The organism is Pyxidicoccus xibeiensis (assembly GCF_024198175.1).
GTDB lineage: Bacteria > Myxococcota > Myxococcia > Myxococcales > Myxococcaceae > Myxococcus > Myxococcus xibeiensis.
On record NZ_JAJVKV010000001.1, the window covers coordinates 584,727 to 608,069 of the forward strand.

Genomic DNA, 23,343 nt, shown 5'->3' on the forward strand with positions numbered 1-23,343 from the left:
GAAGCCTACTCCAGTGCGGAGACAGGGAAGTAATCCCGTGAGGCTGCAGCGCAATTGCAATCCCTTCCAGCCCTGAACTCCTAGCCTTACTTGGAAAGATGGCGTCCGATAGCCTTCGGGGCTTTCATCCGGAGTGCCTGGCGCCTCATGAAACCTGCGTTCCCGAGCCTGCTGCTCTTATGGGGGTGCGCCTCGCGCGCCCCGGTCCAGGAGCCCACCATTGCCAGGGGGCCGTGGTCGGAAGTGCCTGCGGTCGAGATGCCCACGGGCGACACCTCCATCCCCATCGCCCTGCTCCAGGATGTGGCGGATGCGCTCCTCAAGCGGCCTGGTGCCAGGACGTGTGACCCGATGACCCGGCGGCCCATCGCAGGGCTGTCCACGGAGTACTGCTCGACCATCTATGTGGCGGGAGACAGCAAGTCACTCTCGTGGCGGGTCAGCGACCCCGTCAGGGGCGAGTATGGAGCATGCACCCCGTTCTTCAGGGTCCGGGACGATGACTATCCCGCCTCGCAGATATGGGTCGTGGGGTACGTCCACAACCATCCCTGTGGTGCCCCCCCTTCCTCGAATGACCTCGGCACCTGGCCCACGAACGCGTTCAACCCATATGTGGCCATGGCGGAGGTCCGACTCATTCCCGGCAATCCAGCTCCGGCCATCCACGAGAACACAGCCATCGAAATGGCCTCCGCGCTGGTAGCGGAGCGCCAGGACGGCACCCGCATCTTCCTGCGCTACTTCCCGACGGGTGAGATTCAGCAGTGGAGCCGCGTGAAGAAGGACTGGGCTACCATCGGTCGCTGTGCACCACGCGGGGCCGAGAGCCACGGCCGGACACCGAGATGCACCCAAGAACCCCTGCGATTGTTGAGCGAGTAGGCGACAGGTATGTGGCGACGGACATGCTCAGGTGCGTTGGCGGTGGTGCTGGGGATGCTCGCCGGCTGCACACTGCCCTTCTCCTCGCGAAAGCGAGTCATCGAATGGCCGGATGAGCAATCGACCCGGCTCGTCGGCCAACCCATGGAGGCTGGAGCGGCGCTCGCGGCAGCAGCCGCCGTCCGGGAGTTCGTGAAGCAGAACCGGTTTCCTCGCGCATTCGAAGGCTGCTCCAGCCCGGAACAGGGACTGGATGTTGCCATTTTCACCGAGCCCAAGACGGGCTTGTACTTCGTCGTGCTGCATCAGCGCTTCGACCGGTGCGGCGGCCCGGCTGGACGGGTCCTCGACTGGTGGGTCGAGTACGCCGTCACGGCCCAGGGAGAAGTCGTAGCCGAGGCGCCGCCGTGGGGACCGCCTCCCGCCTCGCCTCCCACGCAGAGCCCGGCACCTGGCATCCAACCTCCGGCCCCGGAAGGCACCACGACAGCGCCTCCAGAGCCGACACCCGCTCCAGCGCCCCAGCCCGAGGCGCCCTCGGAGCCCCCGACGCACTGACAGAAGGCAACACCGGGCCCGCCATGAGTCACGGGCCCGGTGTGCCACGTGTCACGCGGCCCGGCCGGGCCCCTGCTCCACCGCGGGCACCGGGGCGGCGGGCGTCATGTCCGCGGCGCGCCGACGGCCGAAGCGCAGCCGCTCCATCGCCGCGAACACGACCGGCACCACCAGCAGCGTCAGGAACGTCGAGGTGATGACGCCGCCAATCACCGCAATCGCCATCGGCGCGCGGAACTCGGAGCCCGTGCCCGTGCCCACCGCCGTGGGCACCATGCCAATCGCCATCGCCGCGCTCGTCATCAGGATGGGCCGCAGCCGCCGCGGTCCCGCCTTCAGCAGCGCCTGGTCCACCGTGTCCCCCTCGCGCAGGTGCTGCAGCGCACCGTCGATGAGGAGGATGGCGTTCTTCGTCACCAGGCCCATCAGCAGGATGACGCCAATCATCGCGCCCATGGACAGGTGGTAGCCCGTCACCACCAGCCCCAGCAGCGCGCCCACCAGCGCCAGCGGCAGCGACACCATGATGGTGAACGGGTGCTTGAAGGACTCGAACTGGCTCGCCAGCACCATGTAGATGAAGACGAACGCCAGCCCGAAGGCCATGCCGAACGCGCTGTTCTGCTCGTCCAGGCTCTTCATCTGCCCGTCGTACGTGACGGCATACCCCGGCGGCAGCGGCTGCGCCGCCACCCTTGCCTTCAGCTGCGTGGCGATGTCGCCCAGCGCCGCGCCCTTGCCCAGCTGCGAGTAGACGGCAATCTGCCGCTCGCGGTTGTCGTGCTCGATGACGCTGGGCCCGTCCTTCAGCTCCACCTGCGCCAGGTCCGACACCGGCAAGAGCCCGCGCGCCGTGTACACCTCCAGCTGCCGCACGCGCTCCGGAGTGGCCCGGTCCTTCTCCGCCAGCCGCACGCGGATGTCCGTCTCCGTGATTCCCTCGCGCAGCTTCGCCACCACGTCACCGCTGATGGCCAGCCGCAGCTGCATGGCCAGCGCCGACGCGTTCAGCCCCGCGTCGCTCGCCCGCGCCCGGTCGATGCGCACCTGCATCTCCGGCTTCGGCGGGTTGGACTCCACCCGCACGTCCGCCGTGCCGGGCAGCTCGCGCAGGATGCCCGCGATGCGCTCGGCCTCCTGGTTGACGCGCGTCAGGTCCGGGCCGGTGATGCGCACCATGATGGGGTAGTAGTCGCCCAGGCCCTCCAGCATCGGCGGGTCCATCAGGTTGACCCGCGTGGCCACCAGCGCCGGCGTGAGCAGCGCGCGGGCCTCCTCCTTGATGACGGGGATGCCCTTCTCGCGCGCGTCCTTGCCCACCGTCAGCACCCGCAGGCGCGACTTGTTCACGTCGCCGTTGGTGCCGACGATGGCGTAGACGTCCGTCACCTCGGGAATCTTGAGCAGGAGCGCCTCGGCTTCCGCGGTGCGCGCCTCCGTCTCCGAGAGGTTCACCGAGTCCGGCAGCGTCAGGTCCACGAGGAACTGCGAGCGGTCCTCCGGCGACATGAACTCCAGGCCCAGGCGGCTCGCCGCCCCGAAGGACAGCGCCAGCACCAGCACGGTGATGCCCGCGGTGGCCCACTTGTGCGCGAGCACCCAGCGCAAGATTCCCTCGTAGAAGCGCTCGGTGCCGTCCAGGAAGCGGCGCAGCGCGGCGGCCACCGCGTTCTCCCGGTGCACCTCGCCCGGCTTGCGCGCCTTCGCCAGCCGCGCGGACATCATCGGGTCCAACGTGAAGGAGATGAACAGCGAGACGAGCACCGCCGCGCAGATGGTGATGCCGAACTGCTTGAAGAACTGGCCGACGATGCCGGGCATGAAGGCCACCGGCACGAACACCGCCACCAGCGACAGCGTCGTCGCGAGCACCGCCAGGCCGACGTCCTTCGTGCCGTTGGACGCGGCGCTCATCGGGTCCTCGCCCTTCTCCAGCCGGTGCGTAATCGCCTCGCGCACCACCACCGCGTCGTCGATGAGCAGACCGATGGCCAGGGACAGCGCCAGCAGCGTCATCTGGTTGAGCGTGTAGTCCAGCATGTACATCACGAAGAACGTGCCGATGACGGAGGTGGGCAGCGCCAGCGAGGAGATGAACGTGCCGCGCCCGTCCAGCAGGAACATCAGGATGATGAGCACCGCCATCGCGCCGCCGAAGACGAGCGCAATCCACACCTCGTGGGCGTTCTCCTTGATGAGCACCGACTGGTCGATGAGCAGCGAGGCCTTGAAGCCCTGCCCCACCGCGGGCCCCATCTGCTCCATCGTCTTCTTCACCGCGTCGCTCACCGCGACGGTGTTGGAGCCCGGCTGCTTGACGATTTCGAGGATGACCGCGTCCTGGCCGTTGAGGCGCGCCAGGGTGCGCCGCTCCGCCACGCCGTCCGTCACGGTGGCGATTTCATCCAGGCGCACCTGCGCGCCGGTGCGGCTCTTCGCCACCGGCAGCGCGCGAATCTCGTCCACGTCGCGGAACTGCCCCAGCGAGCGCACCGTCAGCTCGCTGGGCCCGAGCAACAGCCGGCCCGCCGGCAGGTCCAAATTCTCCGCGCCCACGCGCTGGGCGATGTCCAGCGGGGACACACCCGCCGCGCGCGCCTTGTCCAGGTCGATGTCGATTTGCACCTCGCGCGTGTCGCCGCCGGTGACGCGCACCTCCGCGGCGCCCTCCAGCTGCGCGAGCGCGGGCTTGATGCGGTCGTCGATGAGCCGGCGCAGCTCCGCCGAGGGCAGCTCCGCCGAGACGGCATAGGTGAGGATGGGGGTGGCGGACAGGTCCACGCGGCCGACGACGGGCGCGTCCGAGTCCCGGGGCAGCTTGTTGGCCACGCCGGCCACCTTGTCGCGCACGTCCTGCACCGCGCGGTCCAGCGGCGCGGTCAGCTTGAACTGCACCACCACCGTGCCCAGGTTCTCCCGGCTGAAGGAGTGGATCTTGTCCACGCCGCTGATGCCGGCGACCGCGTCCTCGAGCGGCTTGACGACCTGGGTTTCAATCTCGCCCGGGCCGGCGCCCTTGTAGACGGTGTTGATGATGACCACCGGGAAGGACACGTCCGGGTAGAGGTCCGTGCCCACGCGTCCCAGGCCCATCAGGCCCAGGACGATGAGACAGAGCGACAGCATGGCCGTGAAGACGGGCCGGCGGATGGAGACGTCGCTGAGAAGCATGGGGAGGCTCCAGGGGGCCTTGCGAAAGGGGCGGCTACTTCACGGAGACGCGGGTGCCCTGCGAGAGGCCCGGCGTCGGGTAGTCGATGACGGCTTCCAGCGGGGCCGGGGCCAGCACCACCACCTCGCGCTCGCGGCGCTCCAGCACCTGCACGTCCACGCGGCGCACCTCGCCGGACGCGACGACGAAGACATGGTCCCCGTTGTTGGAGGACAGCGCGGTGCCCGGCACCACCTGGGCCGCCTGCGCCTCGCCCATGGGCAGCACGGCGCGAGCCAGCGTGTGCGCCACGAAGCGGCCGTCCGGGTTGGGCACCGACAGCTCCACCGGCACGCGGCGGGTGCCGGGGTCCGCCGAGGGCAGCACGTTGCGCACCACCGCGTCCTCCGAGGAGGCGCGCGCGCCGATGGACTCCACGCGGACCTTCACGCCCGGCTTGAGCCGCGCGCGCATGGACTCGGCCACCGTCGTCTTCAAGAGCAGCGTGTCCAGGTTCTCCAGCGTGAAGAGCGGCATGCCGGGGGCCACCGTGGCGCCCGTCTGCTCCGGCGCGTCGATGATGGTGCCGGCGAAGGGCGCGCGCAGCTCGTGCCGGCGGCGCGCGGCGCGGGCCTGGGCGAGCTGCGCCTTGGCGGCCAGCACCTGCGCGCGGGCCTGCTCGGCCGTCGCGGTGGAGGAGCGGTTCTGCAAGTCACTCACCCCGCCCTCCTGCTGGAGCTTCACGTTGCGGGCGGCCACGTCGGCGGCCATGGCGGCGGCGGCCTCGGCGGCGGCGACCGCGGCCTCGGCGCCGGCCACCTGCGCGTCGGAGATTTCCGGGTCGAGCTGCGCGAGCACGTCGCCCTTCTTCACCACCTGCCCCTTCGTCACCTTCACCGCCGCGAGCCTGCCGCCCACCTCGAAGCCCACCTGCAGCCCCTGGGCGGGATAGAGCGTGCCCGTCACCTGCTCGCTGGGAGCGGCCTGCACGGTGCGCGCGGCCACCACCTTCACGGCGGGCATCGTCGCCGCGTCGCCGGTGGCCTTGGCGGCCGGCGCCGAGGCGGAGGCGTCCGCCTTCTGGCAGGCGGACAGCGACAGCGTGGCGGTGGCCAGCCCCACGGCGGCGAGCGCACGGACAGCGGACGGCTTCCAGGAGGGATTCACGGGCGTTTCCTCGGGGTGTGACGGGTCTTCGCGCGGGCGCGGGGCCGGCGCGTGGAAGGGGCGGAGGGCCGCACGGAGCGGGCAGGGGTGGCCCGTGGGAGGTTGCCCTCCCGGGCCGATGTGAGCGGGGCGGCACGCGCGGCCTCGGGAGGCCGGGACGGGGCGGCACGCGCGGCCCGGGGAGGCCGGGCCGAGGCGGCTTGCGCGGCCCCGGGAGGCCGGGACGGGACGGGCTCGGCGGTCCGGGCCGACGCGGCCCGGGGGGGCCGGGGCGCCTCGTCGTCCAGTTGGGGCATGGTGCCCTCCTGGCACAGCCGCTGGAGCGTGCGCGCCCAGGCGGCCAGGTCCGGCTTCTCCTTCAGGCGCGCCATCTGCTTGGACAGGAGGAGGTAGGCGCCGACGATGACGGAGCCGAACAGCTCCGGGTCCAGCTCGCGGTCCACCGCGCCGGCCTCCTGCAGGCGCTGGAAGTCCCGGGCGACGCGCGCCACCTGCGTGTCCGTCACCTGCCACAGGAAGGACTCGAACTCGGTGCCCTGGCTGCCGCTGAGGAGCACCAGGGACACGTCCCGGTACGCCCACACCAGCTCCATCGCCTCCAGGTCGTGCGCGGCCTCGAGCCCGATGAGGCGCTGGTAGCGCTCGCTGCGCTCCCGCCTGTCTCGAGGCCCGGGCACGCCATGCTCCGAGAGGAAGCGCTCCATCGCCTCCATCCGCCGGGCATTCACCCGCTCCAGCCCCGCCTGGAACGCGCCCACCACCTCCCCGAAGAGCGCCTCCTTCGACGGGAAGTGCAGATAGAAGGCGCCCTTGGAGAGGCCACAGGCGGCGGTGATGTCCTCGATGCGCGCGCCCCGCAGGCCCCTGCGGGCGAACTCCGCGCGGGCGGCGGTCACCAGGGCAGTGCGAGCATGAGGGTCCGCGGGACGGGCCATGACGGTCCGGTTACTAACCCGCCGGTCAGAAACAACGCAAACATGGCTGAATCGCGGGTCAGGAACCCACACGGCCCGGCTTATCGGCGGGTGAAGTCCGCGCGCCCCGGGCCCGACGGGAGGCGCCAGTGTGCGCCGCCAGCGGCCCCGGACGCACAGGAGTCCCACCTCCTGGAGCCGGCGTCACCCCGGAGGTGTCTTCCATCAGCCCTTGCCCTGCCCTCCGGTCCAGGGCGTCAGGACCTCAGGGGAGGGCCTGGACGGGACGGGCCAGGGCGGTGCACAGCGGACAGGCGGAGGCCCCGTGGGGCGCGTCACGGCGGTGCAGGTCCAGCACGGCCCGGGAGATGTCGGCCAGCTCGCGGCGCACCTCGCGGCGGGCGCCCTTCACGCGGGCGATGCGCATGTCGTCGTAGGTGGTCGTCTGATGGCGCATCCAGGCGATGACGGCGGCCTCGGCGCGGCGCTCAATCGGGATGCGCTCGGTGCGTGCCACGGTGCCGCTGCCCACGGGGGTGGCGTGGGCCGCCACCAGGACGGCCAGCCGCTTCGCGTGCGGCAGCCAGGCCGGGGAGAAGGCGAGGAAGCGCAGCACGGCGTTGGCGAAGTCCACCTCGTACGCCTCCTGCTCGCGGGCGCGGCGCTCGCGGCCGGCGGCCAGCTTCTTCTCGTAGGCGGGGGTGGCGCGCTCGGCGTCGAGGGCGGCGCGGGCCTGGAGGATGTGGGCCTCCGGGGCCCAGACGCCCCGGGAGAAGAGCTTGCGGCCGACCTTCTCCACCACCGTCCAGGAAGGGCCCGCGGCCTTCACGCGGCGGGTGAGGCCGGCGTCTCCCGGGGGGAGCAGGGCCCAGCCGTCGGGCACGGTGAGGACGCGGCCGTCCGGCGCGCGCACGCGGCGGGGGTCCGAGGTGGGGCCGAAAGTCAGGGATTCGGGCATGGGAGTGTCAGAGGGGGGCGGCCTCATAGCACGGGTGCATCCAACCCTGCTAAATGGCCGCCTCGCGCCGTGGGTTGCAGGGCGCGGGAGGTCCTCTTCGCGTGGGAAGTGCTGGCATGTCCCTCCTCAGGCTCACCTTCCTCGGCACCTCCGCCGCGCAGCCCACGCTGCACCGCAACCTGTCCGGACTCGCGGTGAAGGCGGACGCGGACCTGCTGCTCTTCGACTGCGGCGAGGGCAGCCAGCGGCAGATGGTGCGCTACGGCACCGGCTTCACCGTGGACGCGGTGTTCTTCACGCACTTCCACGCGGACCACTACCTGGGAATCATCGGCTTCTTGCGCACGCTGGGGATGATGGGCCGCACCGAGCCCGTGCGCCTGTACGGACCGCCCCCGGCGAAGCGCCTGCTGCACCAGGCCGTCCACCTGGGCGTGGAGTCGCTGTCCTTCCCCATCGAAATCCACGAGGTGAAGGACGGCGACGAGGTGCGCCGCGGCGGCTACGTCGTGCAGGCGGTGGGCGTGGACCACCGCATCAACGCGCTGGCGTACGCCCTGGTGGAGGACGACCGGCCGGGCCGCTTCAATCTCGCGACGGCGCGGGAGCTGGGCGTGCCGGAGGGCCCCAGCTTCGGGAAGCTGCAGCGGGGCGAGCCGGTGACGCTGGAGGACGGGCGGACGGTGAAGCCGGAGGACGTGCTGGGCGCGCCGCGCCTGGGCCGCCGGCTGGTCATCTCCGGGGACACGCGGCCCTGCGCCTCGGTGGTGAAGGCGGCGAAGGACGCGGACCTCCTCGTCCACGAGTCCACCTTCTCCGACGACGAGCAGGAGCGGGCGCTGGAGACGCGCCACTCCACGGCGCGCGAGGCGGCGCGGGTGGCGAGGGAGGCGGGCGCGCGGCGGCTGGTGCTCACCCACCTGTCCAGCCGCCACGACACCGAGCCCGCGAGGCTGCTCGCGCAGGCCCGCGAGGAATACAAAGGGCCCGTGGAGGTCGCCTTCGACGGGCTGACGGTGGAGCTGCCGCTGCGCGACTGAAGACGCCAGCGCGCGCGGCGGCGGCTCACCGGCTGCCGCAGACTACTCGAGCTTCTCGGCCTGGGCCTTCAGCGCGTTGGCGGACTCGCTGTCCACCTTCTGGATGAGCTCCCACTCCAGCTCCTCGTCGCGGTTGAAGTTGCCGGTGTCGGTGCGGGGGGCCGCGTCGTTGACCTCGGTGCGGCGGCCGGTGGTGTTGTCGGCGCCGCGCGACTCGGTGGAGATGCGCTTCCAGTACTCGAGCGAGCACTGGCCGGGGCCCTTCTGGATGCCGCGCACGAGGTAGGCCACGTAGGTGGTGCCCAGAGAGGATGGGGCGCCCTCCATCTTGAACTCGGTGGAGGCCTCGAAGCCCTCCTTGCCGGCCCGGAAGGAGTAGCCCCGCTCCTTCAGCAGGGCGAGGGCCTGGGGCCACACCTCGGCGATGGGCTTGCGGTAGACGTGCTCGCGGGCCTTGTCGTGCAGGAAGGCCTCGCGGCGGCGGCCGGCACAGCCCGCGGTGGTGAAGGAGACGGCGACCAGCATCAGGAGGGCGGCGGCGCCGCGACGGGACATCGACAGGTTCATTGCTCAGGACTCCACGGGAGTGTGAGGTGCGCAACCATCCCTCACCCTGGCTCCCGTCGCCAAGTGCCCCCTGGGATTGGTTGCCAGGCGCAAGTGTTCCGCCCACGCTCCGGGTGTGGCCGCGCGGCGGAAGCCGTGCACATGATGGGGCCCTGCGATGATTCCCATCAGTGACGACAACCCGACCCTGCGCACCCCCGTGGTGACGTACCTGCTGCTCGGCGCCGTCTTCTTCGTCTGGGTGGTCATCCAGGGGGCGGGGCTGGACGAGTACCGGCTGGCGGAGAGCGTGTGCGAGTACGGCCTCATCCCGATGGAGCTGACGGGCCGCGCGGAGCTCGGGTTCATCCTGAAGCTGGCGGACGGCATCTCCTGCGGGGTGGACGCCGACGTCTTCAACCGCCTCACGCCCATCACCTCCATGTTCCTGCATGGCGGGTGGATGCACCTCATCGGCAACTGCCTGTTCCTCTGGGTCTTCGGCAACAACGTCGAGGACAGCATGGGGCGCTTGCGCTTCATCCTCTTCTACCTGCTGTGCGGCGTGGCCGCGGCGGTGGCGCACATGGCGGTGGACCCCGTGTCGCCCATTCCGACGGTGGGGGCCTCCGGCGCCATCTCCGGCGTCATGGGCGCCTACCTGGTGCTCTATCCGCGCGTGCGGGTGAACATGCTGTTCATCCTCTTCATCTTCATCCAAATCATCCCGGTGCCCGCCTGGGCGGTGCTGCTGTGGTGGTTCGTGGTGCAGGTGGTCAGCGGGCTGCCGCAGCTGATGTCCATGCCCGAGGTGGCCAGCGGCGTGGCCTTCTGGGCGCACATCGGCGGCTTCGTGGCGGGCGTGGTGCTCATCAAGCTGTTCCAGAACCCGCGCTACACCGCCCAGCGCACGTCGTGGAGGCACCGGCTGCACCCGGACCATCCCTGAGCTTGGCCGCCACCGCCGACTGAGCCAGAGTGTCGCGCCGCCGCCCCGGGGGTGGGGCGTTCCCAGACAGGTGCGAGACACGATGCTGCGACGACTCGGTGGACTCTTCGGTGCGGTGCTGCTGCTCACGGGCGTGGCCGGCTGTGCGCGGCGCGCCCCGGAACCCGGCCCCGGCGCTCCGGGCACCACGGTGTACGTGGCCAGCCGCGTGCGGACGCTGGACCCGGCCCGGCCGGTGGCCGAGGCGCTCGCGGTGAGGGACGGGAAGGTGCTCGCCACGGGCACCCGGGACGAGGTGCTGGCCGCGGCCGGCGAGGGCGCGCGCGTGGTGGACCTGGGCACCGCCACCCTGGTGCCGGGCCTCACCGACGCGCACGGCCACCTGGCGGGGCTGGGCAGTGGCCTCGTGACGGTGGACCTGGAGGGCGCGGCCACCCGCGAGGAGGCGCTGGAGCGCGTGGCGAAGGCGCCCCAGACGGCGTACCAGGGCGAGTGGCTGCTGGGCCAGGGCTGGGACCAGAACGACTGGCCGGAGAAGGCCTTCCCCACGCGCGCGGACCTGGACGCGAAACACCCGAAGACGCCCGTGGCGCTCAGCCGCGTGGACGGGCACGCGCTGTGGGTCAACAGCGAGGCGCTGCGGCGCGCGCGCATCACCCGCGACTCCAGGGACCCGGCCGGCGGCCGCATCCTGCGCGGTCCCGACGGCGAGCCCACCGGCATCCTGGTGGACAACGCCATGGGGTTGATTGCCGCGGTGATGCCGCCCCCCACCGACGCGCAGCACGAGGCGCAGCTCGCCGCGGCGCTCGCCCGCGGCGCCCAGGCGGGGCTCACCGGCGTGCACGACGCGGGCATGGACCTGCGCACCTTCCGCCTGTTCCAGCGCTGGGACCAGGAGGGGAAGCTGCCGCTGCGCGTCTACGCCATGGCGGACGGGCAGATGAGCGACTCCCAGGAGTACCTGCGGGAGGGGCCCTTCCAGGGGAAGCTGCTGACGCTGCGCGCGGTGAAGTTCAGCGCGGACGGCGCGCTGGGCAGCCGCGGCGCCGCGCTGCACGAGGACTACAGCGACGAGCCGGGGCACCGCGGCCTGCTGCTGCTGTCCCCCGAGGAGTACGACAGGCGCGTGCGCGCCTTCCTCGCCAGGGGCTTCCAGGTGTGCACGCATGCCATTGGCGACCGGGCCAACACGCTGGTGCTGGACACGCTCATCAAGGCCGTGGAGGCCACGGGGAAGAAGGACGGCCGGCACCGCGTGGAGCACGCGCAGGTGATGCGGCTGGAGGACATCGACCGGCTGGGCAAGCACGGCTTCGTCGCCAGCGTGCAGCCCACGCATGCCACCAGTGACATGCCGTGGGCGGAGGTGCGCGTGGGGCCGGAGCGCATCCGCGGCGCCTACGCGTGGCAGCGGCTGAAGGCGTCCGGCGCGGTGCTGGCCCTGGGCAGCGACTTCCCGGTGGAGCGCCCGGACGTGCTCAACGGGCTGTACGCGGCGCGCACGCGGCAGGACGCCAGCGGCCAGCCCCAGGCCGGGTGGTACGCCGACCAGCGGCTCAGCGGCCAGGAGGCCCTGGAGGGCTTCACCGTGGGCGCCGCCTACGCGTCCTTCTCCGAGGACCGGCGCGGCCGGCTGGTGCCCGGCATGGACGCGGACTTCGTCGCACTCTCCGTGGACCCGGTGGACGCGCCCCCGGCCGAGCTGCCCCGGGGCCAGGTGCTCCTGACGGTGGTCGCCGGCTCGGAGGTCTACCGCGCCCCCGGGCGCCAGGCCCTTCCCTAGCCAGTCAGGCCATCAAACAGCAGCCCCACTGGATGGACTACTGCCCCCCCTGCCGGCGGAAGCGATTCACGGGCAGCTATTTCCGCCGGCTTGTAGGGTGCTCTAGCATACAGATCCACCGCCATTCCCTGGACGGACTCTCCAGTCCACGGCTGGCGTGGGGGGCCTCGAACCGTGACATCATCCCTGTCGGGCGTGCATTACAAAGGCTTTACCGTCCAGAACCTGCTGGCCTACGTGCATGAGCGGTTTGGTGACGAGACGGCCCGAATGGCCGTCGAAGCCCTCCCGCCAGAGCTGCGGACCCACACCGACCCGCGCACGACGCTCGCGGTGGGGTGGGTCCCGGTGGAGGCGTACTTCGGCATCGTCCAGGCCGTGGTGGACCAGCACTTCGAGGGCAACCCCGCGGGTGCGCAGACGATTGGCTACGAAGTCACCCTGCGGGACATCCACTCCATCTTCAAGATGGTGCTGCGCTTCACCACGCCGACCATGGTGCTGGGGATGGCGCGGCGCATGTGGCGCTCGTACTGCGACCAGGGTGAGCTGCTGCACGCGGAGGAGAACGGCACGGGCGTGCTGACGCTGCGCCAGTTCTCCTACCAGACGCCGGTGTCGCTCAACGAGCTGGCGGGAGGCTTCCGCGCGTACCTGGAGTGCTCGAGCGCGAAGAACCCGCGCGTGGAGGTCATCCCCCCCACCGCCGACGGCTCCCTGCGCTGGCGCATCATCTCCGGGTAGCCGGGGCCCGTCGCCGCTCCGGCCCGGGTCGCCGCGTCCGCCTCGCGACCTTCCGGGCCGAGGCCTCTGTACCCCCCACGTTCCAGCGGGGTGACGGCCGAGCCAACAGTTGCGGTGAAGTGGCGGATGAAGCGTTGTGTCTTGAATCCATGGCAGGGGGTGTGGCACACGCCCGCCACCCTTCCGGACGACCCTCAGCCCGTCCCACTCCCCCCAGGAAGTGCGAAATGCTTCGCAAGCTCGTGTTGTCGTCGCTGCTGGCCCCCGTGCTGGCCATCGGCGCGTGCGGCCCCGCCCTGGAGGAGTCCGGGGAGCCGCCGCACGTCGGTGAGAGCGCGCAGCCCGTGCTGTACGCGCCCCCGGTGCCCGCGAGCGGCAACATCCTGGACAGCACGGCCTACATGGGCCGCGTGGAGCTGGGCAGCGCGGTGCAGACGCGCTTCACCACCCACCCCCAGTACCTGTCGTTCGGCTTCAGCGTGCGTCCGGGCGCGCAGGTGAAGCTGGAAGTCACGCACCTGGGCAGCAGCATGTACCTGGACACGGGCCTGTTCGTGTACGGGCCGCGCCGGGCGGACGGCAGCTACGGCACGCTGGCGGTGGCCCAGGACGACGACGCGGGCTACGGGCAGCTCAGCAAGGTGGCCGCGCTGGCGCTGGCGCAGGGCGGGGACTACCTGGCCGTGGTGAGCACCGGCACCGGCGCGGGCAAGCAGTTCCGCCTGCAACTGGACTGCCTCAACGGCGCGTGTGCTCCCGCGGTGGACCCGGCGCTGTACGCCACGTGCGACCTCCCGGTGGCCACCCGCCTCGAGGAGTGCGTCGAGGGCACGGTGGAGGAGTACGGCGTGTCCCTGGCCAGCGCGTATGACCTCTGCACGGGCCCGGATGACGCGCACGCCGCCTACATGGACGTGTGCGACGGGAGCGCCGCGGCGCCTGCCTGGTGCACGGGCGGCGAGTCGCAATTCACCCAGCGGATGTGGCCGGTGTGCCAGGAGCACTACCTGCACTACTACGGCCTCTACACGCTGGCGCTGGCCCCCATGACGGTGCCGGCCACGCTGCAGGCGGACGTGGCCGCCGCCAACGCGCAGTGCGGCAACTGGTGCACCAGCCGGCTGGAGACCTTCACCTTCGCGTGGACGTCCACCGCGGCGCCCCGCCTGGACAAGGTGGCCGAGGCCTACCTCTCCGCACCTGAGTACCGCGACCACCGCTACAGCTACTCGGGCGAGCTGACGTTCAGCCAGTTCGCGGACGACGTGTCGATGTTCTGGAGCGCACTGCCTCATGACTTGCTGGCCGAGCTGGCAAGCGGCACGGAGACAGTTCGCATTGCCCATTATGAATGGGATTACATGCAGGCCCCGAGTGCGATGGAGTGGAACGACCTTTACGTCGTACTCTTCCCGCAGTCGCACCGAGTAGCGGTGTTCCACAAGACGTTCTGGGAAATTTGAGTCAACGCGCTACGAACCCGCGTTGACCTGTGACGCCGGTGCCTTTCTCCTGGTGGGGGCACCGGCGTCATTTTTTTCTACGGCCTGTGCTCGGCGCGCAGCTCGCGCATCCGGGCAATCAGCGGCCTGAGGAACTCCGGCTGCTGCCGCGGATCCACGGCGGTCACCAGGCTCGCCCACCCGTTGCACTCGTAGAACAGGGAGTAGCGGCCCTGGTCGACGCAGTCAGGGCACCCGTACACGTGCTCCCACCGCTGGGTGAAGGCGTCCGCGAGCAGGGCCTCCAGGGCGCCCTGCTCCTCCGCCGAGAGCGCGAAGGGGAACTTCGACTCGGGCCCGTCCAGCGTCTTCCGGTCCGCCCACGCCACGTAGCCAAGCCCCGCGGAGGAGACCTCGACGCGGGTGTAGCAGTCATCCTCGCATTCACCGTACGACTCCTCGTAGGTGAGCACGAACTGCTCGCAGACCCGAGGCTCCTGCAGCGCCAGCGTGTCCTTCACCGGCTCCCTCTCCGGCCGGTCCGAACCACATCCCGCCGCCAGCACCGCTGCCGCGATTGCCCAGTACCGCATGCTGCACCTCCCCATGGGTGGCCCCCGGGGGGAGGCTAGCACCGCGTCACGGAGCCTCGGAAAAGCCGTTGCAATCCGTGCGCGGGTTCACGGAGCCGTACGGCCCGTCAGCCAGTGTGAGGTCCACGTGCCGTGGGCGGGCTCGCCCCAGCACACCCGCACCTCGCCGGACGTCGGGTCCGCCACGAAGCCGGCGAGGGTGCGCTCCCGGCAGATGCTGTCCGGGAAGCCCTGCCGGTCCGCGAGGATGCGCTGGACCCCGTCCAGCGCCAGCCCCGGTTGCACCAGGCGCTTCCCGCTCGCGAGGCGCGGAAGCGAGTCTGCCTGCGGGGTGCCCGCCGCCGTCGCCAGCACCGGGTCCAGGAAGTGGTTGGTGTGCACCCACGCCCCCTCGCGCGAGGCGTCGGTGACGACCATCCGCGTGGAGGTCAGCTCCACGTTGACCACCCGGCCGCCCTGCACGAGCACGCAGTTGCCGCTGCCCCCGCGCGGCGTGGCGGCGAGGAAGTCCAGCGCGGCGTCGATGGAGGGCACGTCCAGCAGGGCCCGCGTCACGAAGTCCATGGGCAGCCCCGGCCGCGCGTCCGGGTCCGGCAGGTAGTCCATCAGCACCGCCAGCCCGTGCCCGTTCAGCGACGCGGAGCAGCCCGGCAGCGCGTACACGTAGCACAGCGACAGGAACCGGCTGCCCGCCACCATGGCGTCGAGCAGGAACACCTCGTCCACCACCGGCACCAGCGAGTCCTCGTTGTGGCCCACGAGGATGCCTCCGTGCGCACCGCGCACCGCCACGCTGGTGCAGCCGTGCGCGGCGGAGACGGGCGGCAGCCCCGCGCTGCTCAGGTACGAGAGGACCTCCAGCGGCACGTCCGCCGCGCGCGCCCACGCGCGCAATTCCGTCAGGGAGCCCGGCGTCCATCGCTCGGCCGCATCCAGCGCGGGGGCGATGCGCTCGCGCAGCGCCGCTGCGTCCAGGCCTTCCCGGGCCAGCCCCTCCAGCGCCGTGTGTACGGCCCGCTGGATGTGCGGCCGCATGGCGGTGCCCACCGCCGTCCCCAGCGCCTCGTGGCCGCCGGTGACGCGCAGGACCGGCAGCGTGGCGCCTTCCGCGACGCGAGCCATGGGCCTACAGCTCCGCCGAGTAGCTGATGGCCTGGATGCGCTTGTTCAGCTCGGCCTGCGCCGCCTGCTGCTCCTTCTCCACCCGCGCCAGCTCGCGGCCGATGGCCTCCAGCCGGTCCTCCTGCTCGTTGAGCTTGGCCACGAAGCGCTCCGCCAGCTCGCGCTGCGACGCGCCGCTCTTCAGCGACTCGATGTTGGAGCGGATGCGCTCCTGGTCCTTGAAGAGCTGCTCCCGCTCCTCCGTCAGACGCTCCTCCTCCTCGGACAGCGACGCCACCCGCTGGCCCAGGGCCACCACCTCGCGCAGCGCGTCCGCCACCTGCCGGTCGACGTAGCGCGAGGACACGAAGTACGTCACCTCGTCCAGCCCGATGTTGGAGATGAGGTACTGGCGCTGGCCGAGCGTGCGCTCGACCACCACCAGCTCGTCATTCGCGCTGGCGGCCAGCTCCCGCTTGAAGCGCCAGAAGCCGTCCGTCGTCTCCGCCGGCTCGGGCGCGTCCTTCATCAGCTCCCAGCCCGTGCGCGGATGCTCCACGTACAGGACCTGAGCGCGCGGCGCCTTGTTGCGCACGACGTACTTCGTCTTCCGCACGTGGAAGTACTCCACCACCAGGATGCCCCGGTGCACCATGGCCTTGAACACCGGCCCGTCCTCCGTCCGGTCCTCCACCGACACCACGCAGCCCAGCTCCACGGCGTACGGCACGAAGCGCCTGTCATGGGGCTTCATCGTGTCCAGCATCGCCTCGCCCACGTAGCGCTCGTCCTCGGACACCGTCACCGGGCCGCCCTCCAGCGTCAGGCCGGTGGTGTTCTTCAGCTCGATGCAGGCCATGGGGTTCTTCTCGCGCGTGGCCCGGTTGTAGAGCAGCACCCGCTTGCCCTCGAAGGGCTTGTGGAGGATGGGCACCAGCGCGCTCTGGTTGCGGTGCACCGTCACCGGCCGGTCCACGCCGTACTCGAAGAGGTCGCCCACGTCCCTCGTCAGCGTCGTCACCGCATTGCTCTGCGCCATGACCTCCCGCATCAGGGGGCCGCCTCCCCCGGGACCGCCCTTCTCGGACCGTCCAAGGCTGCGTGGCTGCTGGATGCGGGGCCTGCCGATTTCGATGGCGCCTGGGGCCATCGCCGGGGCCGGAGGGGGTGGGGCCATCATGTCCATGGCGCCCCCGAAGCTCTCCTCCGGAATCACCGGCGCAGCGGCCGCCTCCGTCCTCACCTCCACCACCGGCCGCTTCATGTAGCGGGGGTTGTAGAGGTCGTGCACGAAGGACACCGGCAGCCCGGCGATGAGCGACAGCTGCACGTCCACCCAGTCCTCGTCCCCGGTGTTGTCCACCAGCGCCCAGCCCTGGAGCAGCGGCGGCTCGCCCTCGTCCAGGAGGATGCGGTAGCTCGTCTTCCACACCGGCGACTCGACGACGTAGCTGACGAACAGCTCGCGCTCGCCCTGGCCGCTGGTGAGGATGGACATGCGCTTGCTGTCCTTCTTGTACGAGGACAGCACCGTGGCCAGGTAGAACTCCAAATCCTTGCGCACCGCCTCGTCCAGGAACTCCAGCTCGGAGATGTCCAGCACGTCGAAGGTGCGCAGCGAGCCGCCCACCAGCAGCGACAGGAAGGGGCGCATGAGGCTCGTCTCCCCCGCCGCCACCGCCAGCGAGTCCAGGCCGATGATGGCGCCCTCCACCTGACCGCCGCCCACGCGCGCCCGCACCCGCGCACCCTTTATCTGCCCCAGCAGCGCCGTGAGGCTGTTGTCCTCCGGGATGCGGATGGTGGCCTCCGCCAGCAGCTGCTCCAGCGGCTTCGTCGAGTCGTAGCTCACCGCCGACACCGAGCCGCCCGACAAGTCCAGCACCGTCAGGGACTTCAGCACGTCGTTCATGTCGCGCGCCTTGAAGTCCAGGTTGAGCGTGTCGCTGCCGCTCACCTTCCCCCGGCGCTCGAAGTAGCCGACTCCATGCTTGTAGAGGACGACACGGCGGATGGGGAGGTTCGTGGGCATGAGGCGCGGAACTCCAGGAAGATGGGAACGGCCAGGGCAACGGTGTATCAAGCCCCGGCGGGGGGCGCGCAATGGCATCCCCCCTCCAGAGGTCGACCACATGCAAAAGCCCCGCTCCTTCCTGTCCCGCTCCGCGCTGCTGTGCACGGCGCTGGCCCTCGTCGGCACCGGCTGCAGGACAATGGCTCCAGACACCGCCAGCCCCTCGGACGGCACGCCCGTGGGCCAGGACACCGGCACCGGCGCCACGCCTCCGGAGGGCTCCGGCGCTGGCTCCGGTTCCGGCTCCGGTTCCATGACGGACCCGGGCACGGCCGTGCGCGGGGACTCGCCGTGGCAGCGCGCCCGGGTGGGTGACCGCGTGACGTACTCGTTCTCCGCCAACCGCAGCACGCGCATCCAGCGCGGCAGCGGCGCCCGGGCCGCGGCTCCGGAGGCGGGTGACACCGTCGCGGTGGCCGGGGTGGTGACGCTGGAGGTGGTGGCGGTGGAGTCGCCCTGGGTGTGGCTGAGCCTGTCCTTCGCCGGAGACGGCGGCGCGCCGCTGACGCACCCGCGCCTGTCCCGCTCGCTGGTGCTGCCGGTGCGCTCGTACGAGTCGCGGCCGCTGGAAGTCCCGCGCGAGGGCGTGGAGAGCACCGAGCAGCCCACCGCCGCCGGCCGCACCTGGGAGGCCAAGCGCTACATGCACGACCAGCGCCCGGTGGACGGGCCGCTGCAGAACCGCCTCTACGCGGTGGAGCCCGGACCGCTGTACCTCACCAACGGGCTGCTCGACGCGAGCACCACGCTGTCCGGCTTCGGCGCGAGCGGCGGCTACCAACTCACGCTGATGGAGGTCCGCCGGGGCACCGGCGACAACGCCACCGCGGCGGTGCCCGCGCTGACGCAGCCCATGGGCCCGGGCACCTGGTACGACGTGAAGGTGGACTCGGAGGGCAGCACCTCCGTGCAGCGCACCTGCATCGGCGCCGAGCGCGGCTACGTGCTGCGCCAGCAGGCGACGCCCACGCGGGACGGCCCGGCGTGCCCGGACTTCGCGCAGGCGGACGTCATGCCCCTGGAGGAGGCGGTGCTGTCCCTGGCCTGGGAGGCCGTGGGCCAGCAGCAGTGGCCGCCCCAGCCCGAGGGCGCCGCCCCGGCGAAGCGCGAGACGCTGGAGGCGGACGAGCACAAGGTGGCGGTGCTGGTGCTCGACACGCCCGACACCGTGTCCGGCGCGAAGGCCGTGCGCGCGCAGGCGTACGCGGCGGACCCGTGGGACGCGTCGCTGGCGGGGCTGGCCCACGAGGCCCGCTTCCAGACGCTCGCCGACACCGTCTACCGCCTCGCGCCTCGCGGCAAGCGCACGCCCTCGGGCGAGTCGCGCGTGGTGGACTGGGGCACGTGGGCCGCGAAGCCATGACGCTCGCCCTCTACACGGTGGTCATCGAGGTGGACCCCACCGCCGAGGAGGCGTGGAACCGCTGGCACGAGGAGACGCACGTCCCCGAGGTGCTGCGAGAGCCGGGCTTCCGCTCGTGCCGCAAGTGGCGCGACACCGAGACCGCGCAGGGCGGCTGGGCGCGGTACGTGTGCCACTACGAGCTGACGGACGTGGAGGCGATGAAGCGCTACGCGGCCAGCGATGCCGCGAAGCGCCTGCGGGCGGAGTCGGAGGCGCGCTTCGGCCCCGCCACCCGCCACTCGCGCCAGGTGCTCACCGAGGTGAAGCGCTTCTGAAGCCCCCGCGAAGGGGACTTCCCGAGGGGCCGCCCGGACTCAGGCGGCCACTTCAGGCGCAGAGGGCGGCCCGGGCGGGCGCCTTCACGGCCCCACCCGGCGCCATGAGGAAGTGGCCCTTCGGGTCCGAGGGCAGGTCCAGCCGCAGGTAGACGTGGCTGCCCGGGGCCGCCTCCGTGCCCGGGAAGGCCGGCGTCCCCAGCGCGCGGAACCCGAGGGACTCCAGCACGCGGCGCGCGGTGTCGTTGCTCGAGCGCACGGAGGTCTCCAGGTGACGCAGGCCGTCCAGCCGCACGCCGCGGCGCACCGTCTCCGCGGTGGCCCAGTGGCCCGCACCCGCCAGCCGGTACGGCGCCGCCACCGCGCAGCTCAGCCGTGCGTAGCGCTCTTCGCGGTGGATATTGGACAACGCGGCCAGGCCGATGATGCCGTTGCCCTTCTCCGCCACCGCGAACAGCCGCGTGCCCTCCGCGGCGCTCCAGAGGCCGGGAGGACGTTTCCCCAGCTCCGGCCGCCACCACCAGAAGACCTCGGCGATGTCCGGGTCCTCCAGCAGCAGGTCCACCGCCCCCGAGACAGCGCTCCCCGCGACTTCGATGGGTATGAGCTGGCGTTCACGCATTGGTTTCGTCCCCCTGCGCCGCATGGACTTCAAGGGACGTGCCAGTATTCAAGCGCCCTGCACCCGGGCAGTGCTTTTCGCAAGGGCGCGGCCGTGCGTCAGCCTCAGACGCGGGTGCGTGTCATGGCGACGCGCACCGCGGCACCTCACGAGGGTGCGGCGTGTACCCGACGCCACACGCGGCCCCGTGGACACACGGGGCCGAGACTCCACATGACGGCGGCCCCGAGGGCCGCCTGGGCTGTGAGGGATATCCCTTACTCCGCGACGGAGAGCTTCACGTCGATGTTGCCGCGCGTGGCCTTGGAGTACGGGCACACCTCGTGGGCCGCGTGCATCAGCTTCTCGGCCTCGTCGCGGGGCATGCCGGGGAGGATGCCCTTGAGCTCCACCGCCAGGCCGAAGCCGCCGTCCGGCGTCTTGCCGATGGTGACGGACGAGGTGATGCCCACGCCCTCGCCGAGCGTCTTGCCCTGCATGCGCGCCACCAGGCGCAGCGCGCCCTCGAAGCAGGCGGAGTAGCCCGCGGCGAACAGCGTCTCCGGGTTGGCCTTCGCGCCGCCGGGGCCGCCCATCTCCTTGGGCAGGGCGAGGGCCAGGTCGATGACGCCGTCGGCGGACTTCACCTGGCCGCTGCGGCCACCGTGGGTGGTGGCGGTGGTGGTGTACAGCGGGCTGACAGTAACGGGGGCCATGGAATGCTCCTTCTGGAAGGAATTACTTCAGGGTTTCAGGTTGGGACTTCGACAGCGCTTCGAACAGGCGACGGACGTCGTCGCGAAGACGTGAGAGCTCCTGCAGCGACAGGCCCATCTTGCAGACCAGCGCCTCCGGCACGGACACCGCCTTGCGACGCAGCGCGCGCCCGGCGGCCGTGAGGTGGACGTGCACCGAGCGCGCGTCCTCCTTGGAGCGCTCCCGCCGCACCAGCCCCTGGGCCTCCAGCCGCTTGAGCAGCGGCGTGAGCGTCCCCGAGTCCAGGAACAGCTTCTCCCCCATCCCCTTCACCGTCACCCCATCCGTCTCCCACAGGACCAACATCACCAGGTACTGCGGGTACGTCAGTCCAAGCTTCGACAGCAGGGGGGCGTAGGCCTGGGTCACCGCCCGGGCCGCCGCGTAGAGCGGAAAGCAGAGCTGCGCGTCCAGGCTGAGCGGGTCGTCCACCGACATGGCCAATGAATAGGACACGATTCAATTGCGTGCAACCAATTCGACGAGGCGCCGGTGCCGGGCCGTGCGTTCCGGTCCGTGCCGGGCCGTGGTAGAGGCGGGCACTCGGCGCGTCGGCCCCCCGGGGAGGCGGGCCGCGCGAGGACAGGAGCACGGGATGTTGAGGACCATCACCGCCACGCGCTACGTGACACCGCTGCGCGAGGGTGGCTCGCTGCCGGCCATCATCGAGGCCGACGACGCGGGGCTGTACGTCTTGAAGTTCCGGGGGGCGGGCCAGGGCGCCAAGGCGCTCATCGCCGAGCTCATCTCCGGCGAGCTGGCGCGGGCGGCGGGCCTGCGGGTGCCCGAGGTGGTGCTGGTGGACCTGGACCCGGCGCTGGGCCGCAACGAGCCGGACTCGGAGATTCGCGAGCTGCTCAAGGCGAGCGCGGGGCTCAACCTGGCGCTGGACTACCTGCCCGGCTCGGTGACGTTCGACCCGGTGGCGGGCCCCTTCCCGGATGCGGCGATGGCCTCCGCCATCGTCGGCTTCGACGCGTTCATCACCAACGTGGACCGCACGCCGAAGAACCCCAACATGCTCAGCTGGCACCGGGACTTGTGGCTCATCGACCACGGGGCGTCGCTCTACTTCCACCACTCGTGGGAGGACTGGGAGGCGCGCAGCCAGGGCCGCTTCGCCCCCATCAAGGACCACGTGCTGCTGCCGTGGGCCAGCGCGCTGCCGGAGGCGGAAGGCCTGCTGCGCGCCCGCCTCACGCCCCAGGTGGTGGAGCGCACCGTGGCCGCCATCCCCGAGTCCTGGCTGGTGGGCGCCGAGTCCCCCTTCCCCACCCCCGACGCGCACCGCGCCGCGTACGTCACCTGGCTGACCCGGCGCGTGGAAGCGCTGCCGGCCTTCCTCGAGGAGGCGGCCCGTGCCCGCGCCCAGCTCGTTTGATTACGCCATCATCCGCGTGGTGCCCCGCGTGGAGCGCGAGGAGTTCATCAACGCGGGCGTCGTCGTGTTCTGCACCACCCAGCGCTTCCTCGGCGCACGGGTGGAGCTGGACGAGGCGCGGCTGAGGGCGCTGGCGCCGGACGTGGACCTGGAGGCCGTGCGCGGCCACCTGGAGAGCTTCCGCCGCGTCTGCGAGGGCGGGAAGGACGCCGGCCCCATCGGCCGCCTGCCGCAGAAGGAGCGGTGGCACTGGCTGGTGGCCCCGCGCAGCACCATCATCCAGACGGGGCCGGTGCACTCGGGCCTGTGCCAGGGCCCCAACCCCGAGCCGAGGCTGGCGCTGGAGCACCTGCTGGACACGGTGGTCCGCGTGAAGCGGGCTACTCCCGCACCCGCCGGCCCGTGAGAGGAACTTTGGAGATGCACTCCCCCACGGAGGACACCACGCCCGCGTCCGAGACGAGCACCTCGCGACGCACCCAGACGTAGCCCTGGATGGCGTCCTCCAGGGACTCGTTCTGGATGACGAACTGCAGCACCTTGCGCGTGCCCGCGCCGTCCGCCACCACGTCCGTGCGGATGGCACCCACGAACTGGTAGGGGCCCGACTCCAGGGCCGTTCCCTCGATGACGTCCGGCGCGGCGTCGTCGTCGATGCTGATGGAGACTCCGGGCAGCACGTAGTCCACGTCGGGCACCTCCATGCGGGTGGACTCGAACTCCGCCTTCCAGATGTGCCAGCGCTGCTGCGCGGGGATGTTGGCCGGGCCCGGCGCCGGGGCCACCGCCTCGCCCGTGCAGGTGGTGGGGACGTCGGCCAGCGCCGCCGCGTCCAGCTCCACGTCGTACACCCACGAGTCCTCGCCGCCACAGCCCACCAGGCCCAGGGCCAGGGCCGTGGTCAGGCCCCACTTCATCCAGTTCCGGCGCATCAGGCTCCTCATCGTATGTGCGGAGGATGTCCGGAGCCACGACAGGCGCTGGCGCCCCTGCCGGACACAGAGTCCACGTGAAGCG

22 protein-coding genes are annotated in these 23,343 nt (G+C 71.4%); 10 read left to right on the forward strand and 12 right to left on the reverse strand.

Annotation, left to right across the window (positions count from 1 at the left end):
- Window positions 1–258: 258 nt before the first annotated feature.
- Window positions 259–885, forward strand: a complete 627-nt coding sequence (locus LXT23_RS02305; protein WP_253978398.1) for a hypothetical protein — start codon at window positions 259–261, stop codon at window positions 883–885.
- Window positions 886–1,494: 609 nt separating this feature from the next.
- On the opposite strand, the gene LXT23_RS02310 is transcribed toward LXT23_RS02305, so the two are convergent.
- The 4 genes from LXT23_RS02310 to LXT23_RS02330 all read right to left on the reverse strand — a co-directional run bounded on the left by LXT23_RS02310 (window position 1,495) and on the right by LXT23_RS02330 (window position 7,633).
- Complete coding sequence (locus tag LXT23_RS02310) at window positions 1,495–4,614, reverse strand: efflux RND transporter permease subunit (protein WP_253978399.1); 3,120 nt, start codon at window positions 4,612–4,614, stop codon at window positions 1,495–1,497.
- Between the two features lie 34 nt (window positions 4,615–4,648).
- Window positions 4,649–5,761 carry an efflux RND transporter periplasmic adaptor subunit gene (locus LXT23_RS02315; RefSeq protein ID WP_253979515.1) on the reverse strand — a complete coding sequence of 371 codons (1,113 nt, stop codon included), beginning with the start codon at window positions 5,759–5,761 and terminating at the stop codon, window positions 4,649–4,651.
- Entirely contained in the window at window positions 5,758–6,696 is a 939-nt protein-coding gene (locus LXT23_RS50020; protein WP_267146669.1) for a TetR/AcrR family transcriptional regulator, read from the reverse strand. Before LXT23_RS50020 ends, LXT23_RS02315 begins: the two co-directional genes overlap by 4 nt.
- A gap of 244 nt (window positions 6,697–6,940) precedes the next feature.
- On the reverse strand, window positions 6,941–7,633 hold the full coding sequence (locus tag LXT23_RS02330) for a DUF2293 domain-containing protein (protein ID WP_253978400.1): 693 nt from the start codon (window positions 7,631–7,633) through the stop codon (window positions 6,941–6,943).
- A 116-nt stretch (window positions 7,634–7,749) separates the two neighbouring features.
- Between LXT23_RS02330 and rnz the strand changes: the two genes are divergently transcribed.
- Complete coding sequence (gene rnz / locus LXT23_RS02335; protein WP_253978401.1) at window positions 7,750–8,673, forward strand: ribonuclease Z; 924 nt, start codon at window positions 7,750–7,752, stop codon at window positions 8,671–8,673.
- Between the two features lie 42 nt (window positions 8,674–8,715).
- Here the strand turns inward: rnz and LXT23_RS02340 are convergent, their stop codons facing one another.
- A complete protein-coding gene (locus tag LXT23_RS02340; RefSeq protein ID WP_253978402.1) occupies window positions 8,716–9,240 on the reverse strand; it encodes a hypothetical protein in 525 nt (174 codons plus the stop codon).
- Window positions 9,241–9,397: 157 nt separating this feature from the next.
- Between LXT23_RS02340 and LXT23_RS02345 the strand changes: the two genes are divergently transcribed.
- The 4 genes from LXT23_RS02345 to LXT23_RS02360 all read left to right on the forward strand — a co-directional run bounded on the left by LXT23_RS02345 (window position 9,398) and on the right by LXT23_RS02360 (window position 14,161).
- Window positions 9,398–10,168, forward strand: a complete 771-nt coding sequence (locus LXT23_RS02345; RefSeq protein WP_253978403.1) for a rhomboid family intramembrane serine protease — start codon at window positions 9,398–9,400, stop codon at window positions 10,166–10,168.
- An 82-nt stretch (window positions 10,169–10,250) separates the two neighbouring features.
- Complete coding sequence (locus LXT23_RS02350) at window positions 10,251–11,954, forward strand: amidohydrolase (RefSeq protein WP_253978404.1); 1,704 nt, start codon at window positions 10,251–10,253, stop codon at window positions 11,952–11,954.
- Window positions 11,955–12,128: 174 nt separating this feature from the next.
- Window positions 12,129–12,698 carry a hypothetical protein gene (locus LXT23_RS02355; protein ID WP_253978405.1) on the forward strand — a complete coding sequence of 190 codons (570 nt, stop codon included), beginning with the start codon at window positions 12,129–12,131 and terminating at the stop codon, window positions 12,696–12,698.
- 227 nt (window positions 12,699–12,925) lie between these two features.
- Window positions 12,926–14,161, forward strand: coding sequence for a hypothetical protein (locus LXT23_RS02360; RefSeq protein ID WP_253978406.1), 1,236 nt, complete (start codon window positions 12,926–12,928; stop codon window positions 14,159–14,161).
- A 77-nt stretch (window positions 14,162–14,238) separates the two neighbouring features.
- On the opposite strand, the gene LXT23_RS02365 is transcribed toward LXT23_RS02360, so the two are convergent.
- The 3 genes from LXT23_RS02365 to LXT23_RS02375 all read right to left on the reverse strand — a co-directional run bounded on the left by LXT23_RS02365 (window position 14,239) and on the right by LXT23_RS02375 (window position 17,866).
- Complete coding sequence (locus tag LXT23_RS02365; RefSeq protein WP_253978407.1) at window positions 14,239–14,733, reverse strand: hypothetical protein; 495 nt, start codon at window positions 14,731–14,733, stop codon at window positions 14,239–14,241.
- A gap of 87 nt (window positions 14,734–14,820) precedes the next feature.
- Window positions 14,821–15,855: a C45 family autoproteolytic acyltransferase/hydolase gene (locus LXT23_RS02370; protein WP_253978408.1), complete on the reverse strand. Its 1,035-nt coding sequence runs from the start codon at window positions 15,853–15,855 to the stop codon at window positions 14,821–14,823.
- Window positions 15,856–15,859: 4 nt separating this feature from the next.
- Window positions 15,860–17,866, reverse strand: a complete 2,007-nt coding sequence (locus tag LXT23_RS02375; protein ID WP_253978409.1) for a hypothetical protein — start codon at window positions 17,864–17,866, stop codon at window positions 15,860–15,862.
- A 100-nt stretch (window positions 17,867–17,966) separates the two neighbouring features.
- Between LXT23_RS02375 and LXT23_RS02380 the strand changes: the two genes are divergently transcribed.
- Window positions 17,967–19,271, forward strand: a complete 1,305-nt coding sequence (locus tag LXT23_RS02380) for a DUF6068 family protein (protein ID WP_253978410.1) — start codon at window positions 17,967–17,969, stop codon at window positions 19,269–19,271.
- The gene (locus tag LXT23_RS02385; RefSeq protein WP_253978411.1) at window positions 19,268–19,588 is read left to right on the forward strand and encodes a DUF4286 family protein; all 321 of its coding nucleotides are present in this window, start codon (window positions 19,268–19,270) and stop codon (window positions 19,586–19,588) included. The genes LXT23_RS02380 and LXT23_RS02385 overlap by 4 nt, the downstream gene beginning before the upstream one ends.
- Before the next feature lie 52 nt (window positions 19,589–19,640).
- On the opposite strand, the gene LXT23_RS02390 is transcribed toward LXT23_RS02385, so the two are convergent.
- The 3 genes from LXT23_RS02390 to LXT23_RS02400 form a co-directional block, all read right to left on the reverse strand.
- Window positions 19,641–20,210 (reverse strand): GNAT family N-acetyltransferase, encoded by a 570-nt coding sequence (locus LXT23_RS02390; protein WP_253978412.1) that lies wholly within the window; start codon window positions 20,208–20,210, stop codon window positions 19,641–19,643.
- 257 nt (window positions 20,211–20,467) lie between these two features.
- Window positions 20,468–20,905 (reverse strand): organic hydroperoxide resistance protein, encoded by a 438-nt coding sequence (locus LXT23_RS02395; RefSeq protein ID WP_253978413.1) that lies wholly within the window; start codon window positions 20,903–20,905, stop codon window positions 20,468–20,470.
- Window positions 20,906–20,927: 22 nt separating this feature from the next.
- The gene (locus tag LXT23_RS02400) at window positions 20,928–21,401 is read right to left on the reverse strand and encodes a MarR family transcriptional regulator (RefSeq protein WP_323378732.1); all 474 of its coding nucleotides are present in this window, start codon (window positions 21,399–21,401) and stop codon (window positions 20,928–20,930) included.
- A 139-nt stretch (window positions 21,402–21,540) separates the two neighbouring features.
- Between LXT23_RS02400 and LXT23_RS02405 the strand changes: the two genes are divergently transcribed.
- Window positions 21,541–22,326 (forward strand): HipA family kinase, encoded by a 786-nt coding sequence (locus tag LXT23_RS02405; RefSeq protein ID WP_253978414.1) that lies wholly within the window; start codon window positions 21,541–21,543, stop codon window positions 22,324–22,326.
- On the forward strand, window positions 22,304–22,732 hold the full coding sequence (locus LXT23_RS02410) for a DUF3037 domain-containing protein (protein ID WP_253978415.1): 429 nt from the start codon (window positions 22,304–22,306) through the stop codon (window positions 22,730–22,732). Before LXT23_RS02405 ends, LXT23_RS02410 begins: the two co-directional genes overlap by 23 nt.
- Here LXT23_RS02410 and LXT23_RS02415 read toward each other — a convergent pair.
- Window positions 22,707–23,258 (reverse strand): hypothetical protein, encoded by a 552-nt coding sequence (locus tag LXT23_RS02415; protein WP_253978416.1) that lies wholly within the window; start codon window positions 23,256–23,258, stop codon window positions 22,707–22,709. The two genes, LXT23_RS02410 and LXT23_RS02415, sit on opposite strands and share 26 nt — an antisense overlap.
- Window positions 23,259–23,343 lie beyond the last annotated feature (85 nt).

Bases quoted from the DNA above. Each gene is read 5' to 3' on its own strand.
- LXT23_RS02305 (WP_253978398.1), top strand. From the start codon at position 259: ATGCCCACGGGCGACACCTCCATCCCCATCGCCCTGCTCCAGGATGTG.
- LXT23_RS02310 (WP_253978399.1), bottom strand. From the start codon at position 4,614: ATGCTTCTCAGCGACGTCTCCATCCGCCGGCCCGTCTTCACGGCCATG.
- LXT23_RS50020 (WP_267146669.1), bottom strand. From the start codon at position 6,696: ATGGCCCGTCCCGCGGACCCTCATGCTCGCACTGCCCTGGTGACCGCC.
- LXT23_RS02330 (WP_253978400.1), bottom strand. From the start codon at position 7,633: ATGCCCGAATCCCTGACTTTCGGCCCCACCTCGGACCCCCGCCGCGTG.
- rnz (WP_253978401.1), top strand. From the start codon at position 7,750: ATGTCCCTCCTCAGGCTCACCTTCCTCGGCACCTCCGCCGCGCAGCCC.
- LXT23_RS02340 (WP_253978402.1), bottom strand. From the start codon at position 9,240: ATGAACCTGTCGATGTCCCGTCGCGGCGCCGCCGCCCTCCTGATGCTG.
- LXT23_RS02345 (WP_253978403.1), top strand. From the start codon at position 9,398: ATGATTCCCATCAGTGACGACAACCCGACCCTGCGCACCCCCGTGGTG.
- LXT23_RS02350 (WP_253978404.1), top strand. From the start codon at position 10,251: ATGCTGCGACGACTCGGTGGACTCTTCGGTGCGGTGCTGCTGCTCACG.
- LXT23_RS02360 (WP_253978406.1), top strand. From the start codon at position 12,926: ATGCTTCGCAAGCTCGTGTTGTCGTCGCTGCTGGCCCCCGTGCTGGCC.
- LXT23_RS02365 (WP_253978407.1), bottom strand. From the start codon at position 14,733: ATGCGGTACTGGGCAATCGCGGCAGCGGTGCTGGCGGCGGGATGTGGT.
- LXT23_RS02370 (WP_253978408.1), bottom strand. From the start codon at position 15,855: ATGGCTCGCGTCGCGGAAGGCGCCACGCTGCCGGTCCTGCGCGTCACC.
- LXT23_RS02375 (WP_253978409.1), bottom strand. From the start codon at position 17,866: ATGCCCACGAACCTCCCCATCCGCCGTGTCGTCCTCTACAAGCATGGA.
- LXT23_RS02380 (WP_253978410.1), top strand. From the start codon at position 17,967: ATGCAAAAGCCCCGCTCCTTCCTGTCCCGCTCCGCGCTGCTGTGCACG.
- LXT23_RS02385 (WP_253978411.1), top strand. From the start codon at position 19,268: ATGACGCTCGCCCTCTACACGGTGGTCATCGAGGTGGACCCCACCGCC.
- LXT23_RS02390 (WP_253978412.1), bottom strand. From the start codon at position 20,210: ATGCGTGAACGCCAGCTCATACCCATCGAAGTCGCGGGGAGCGCTGTC.
- LXT23_RS02395 (WP_253978413.1), bottom strand. From the start codon at position 20,905: ATGGCCCCCGTTACTGTCAGCCCGCTGTACACCACCACCGCCACCACC.
- LXT23_RS02405 (WP_253978414.1), top strand. From the start codon at position 21,541: ATGTTGAGGACCATCACCGCCACGCGCTACGTGACACCGCTGCGCGAG.
- LXT23_RS02415 (WP_253978416.1), bottom strand. From the start codon at position 23,258: ATGCGCCGGAACTGGATGAAGTGGGGCCTGACCACGGCCCTGGCCCTG.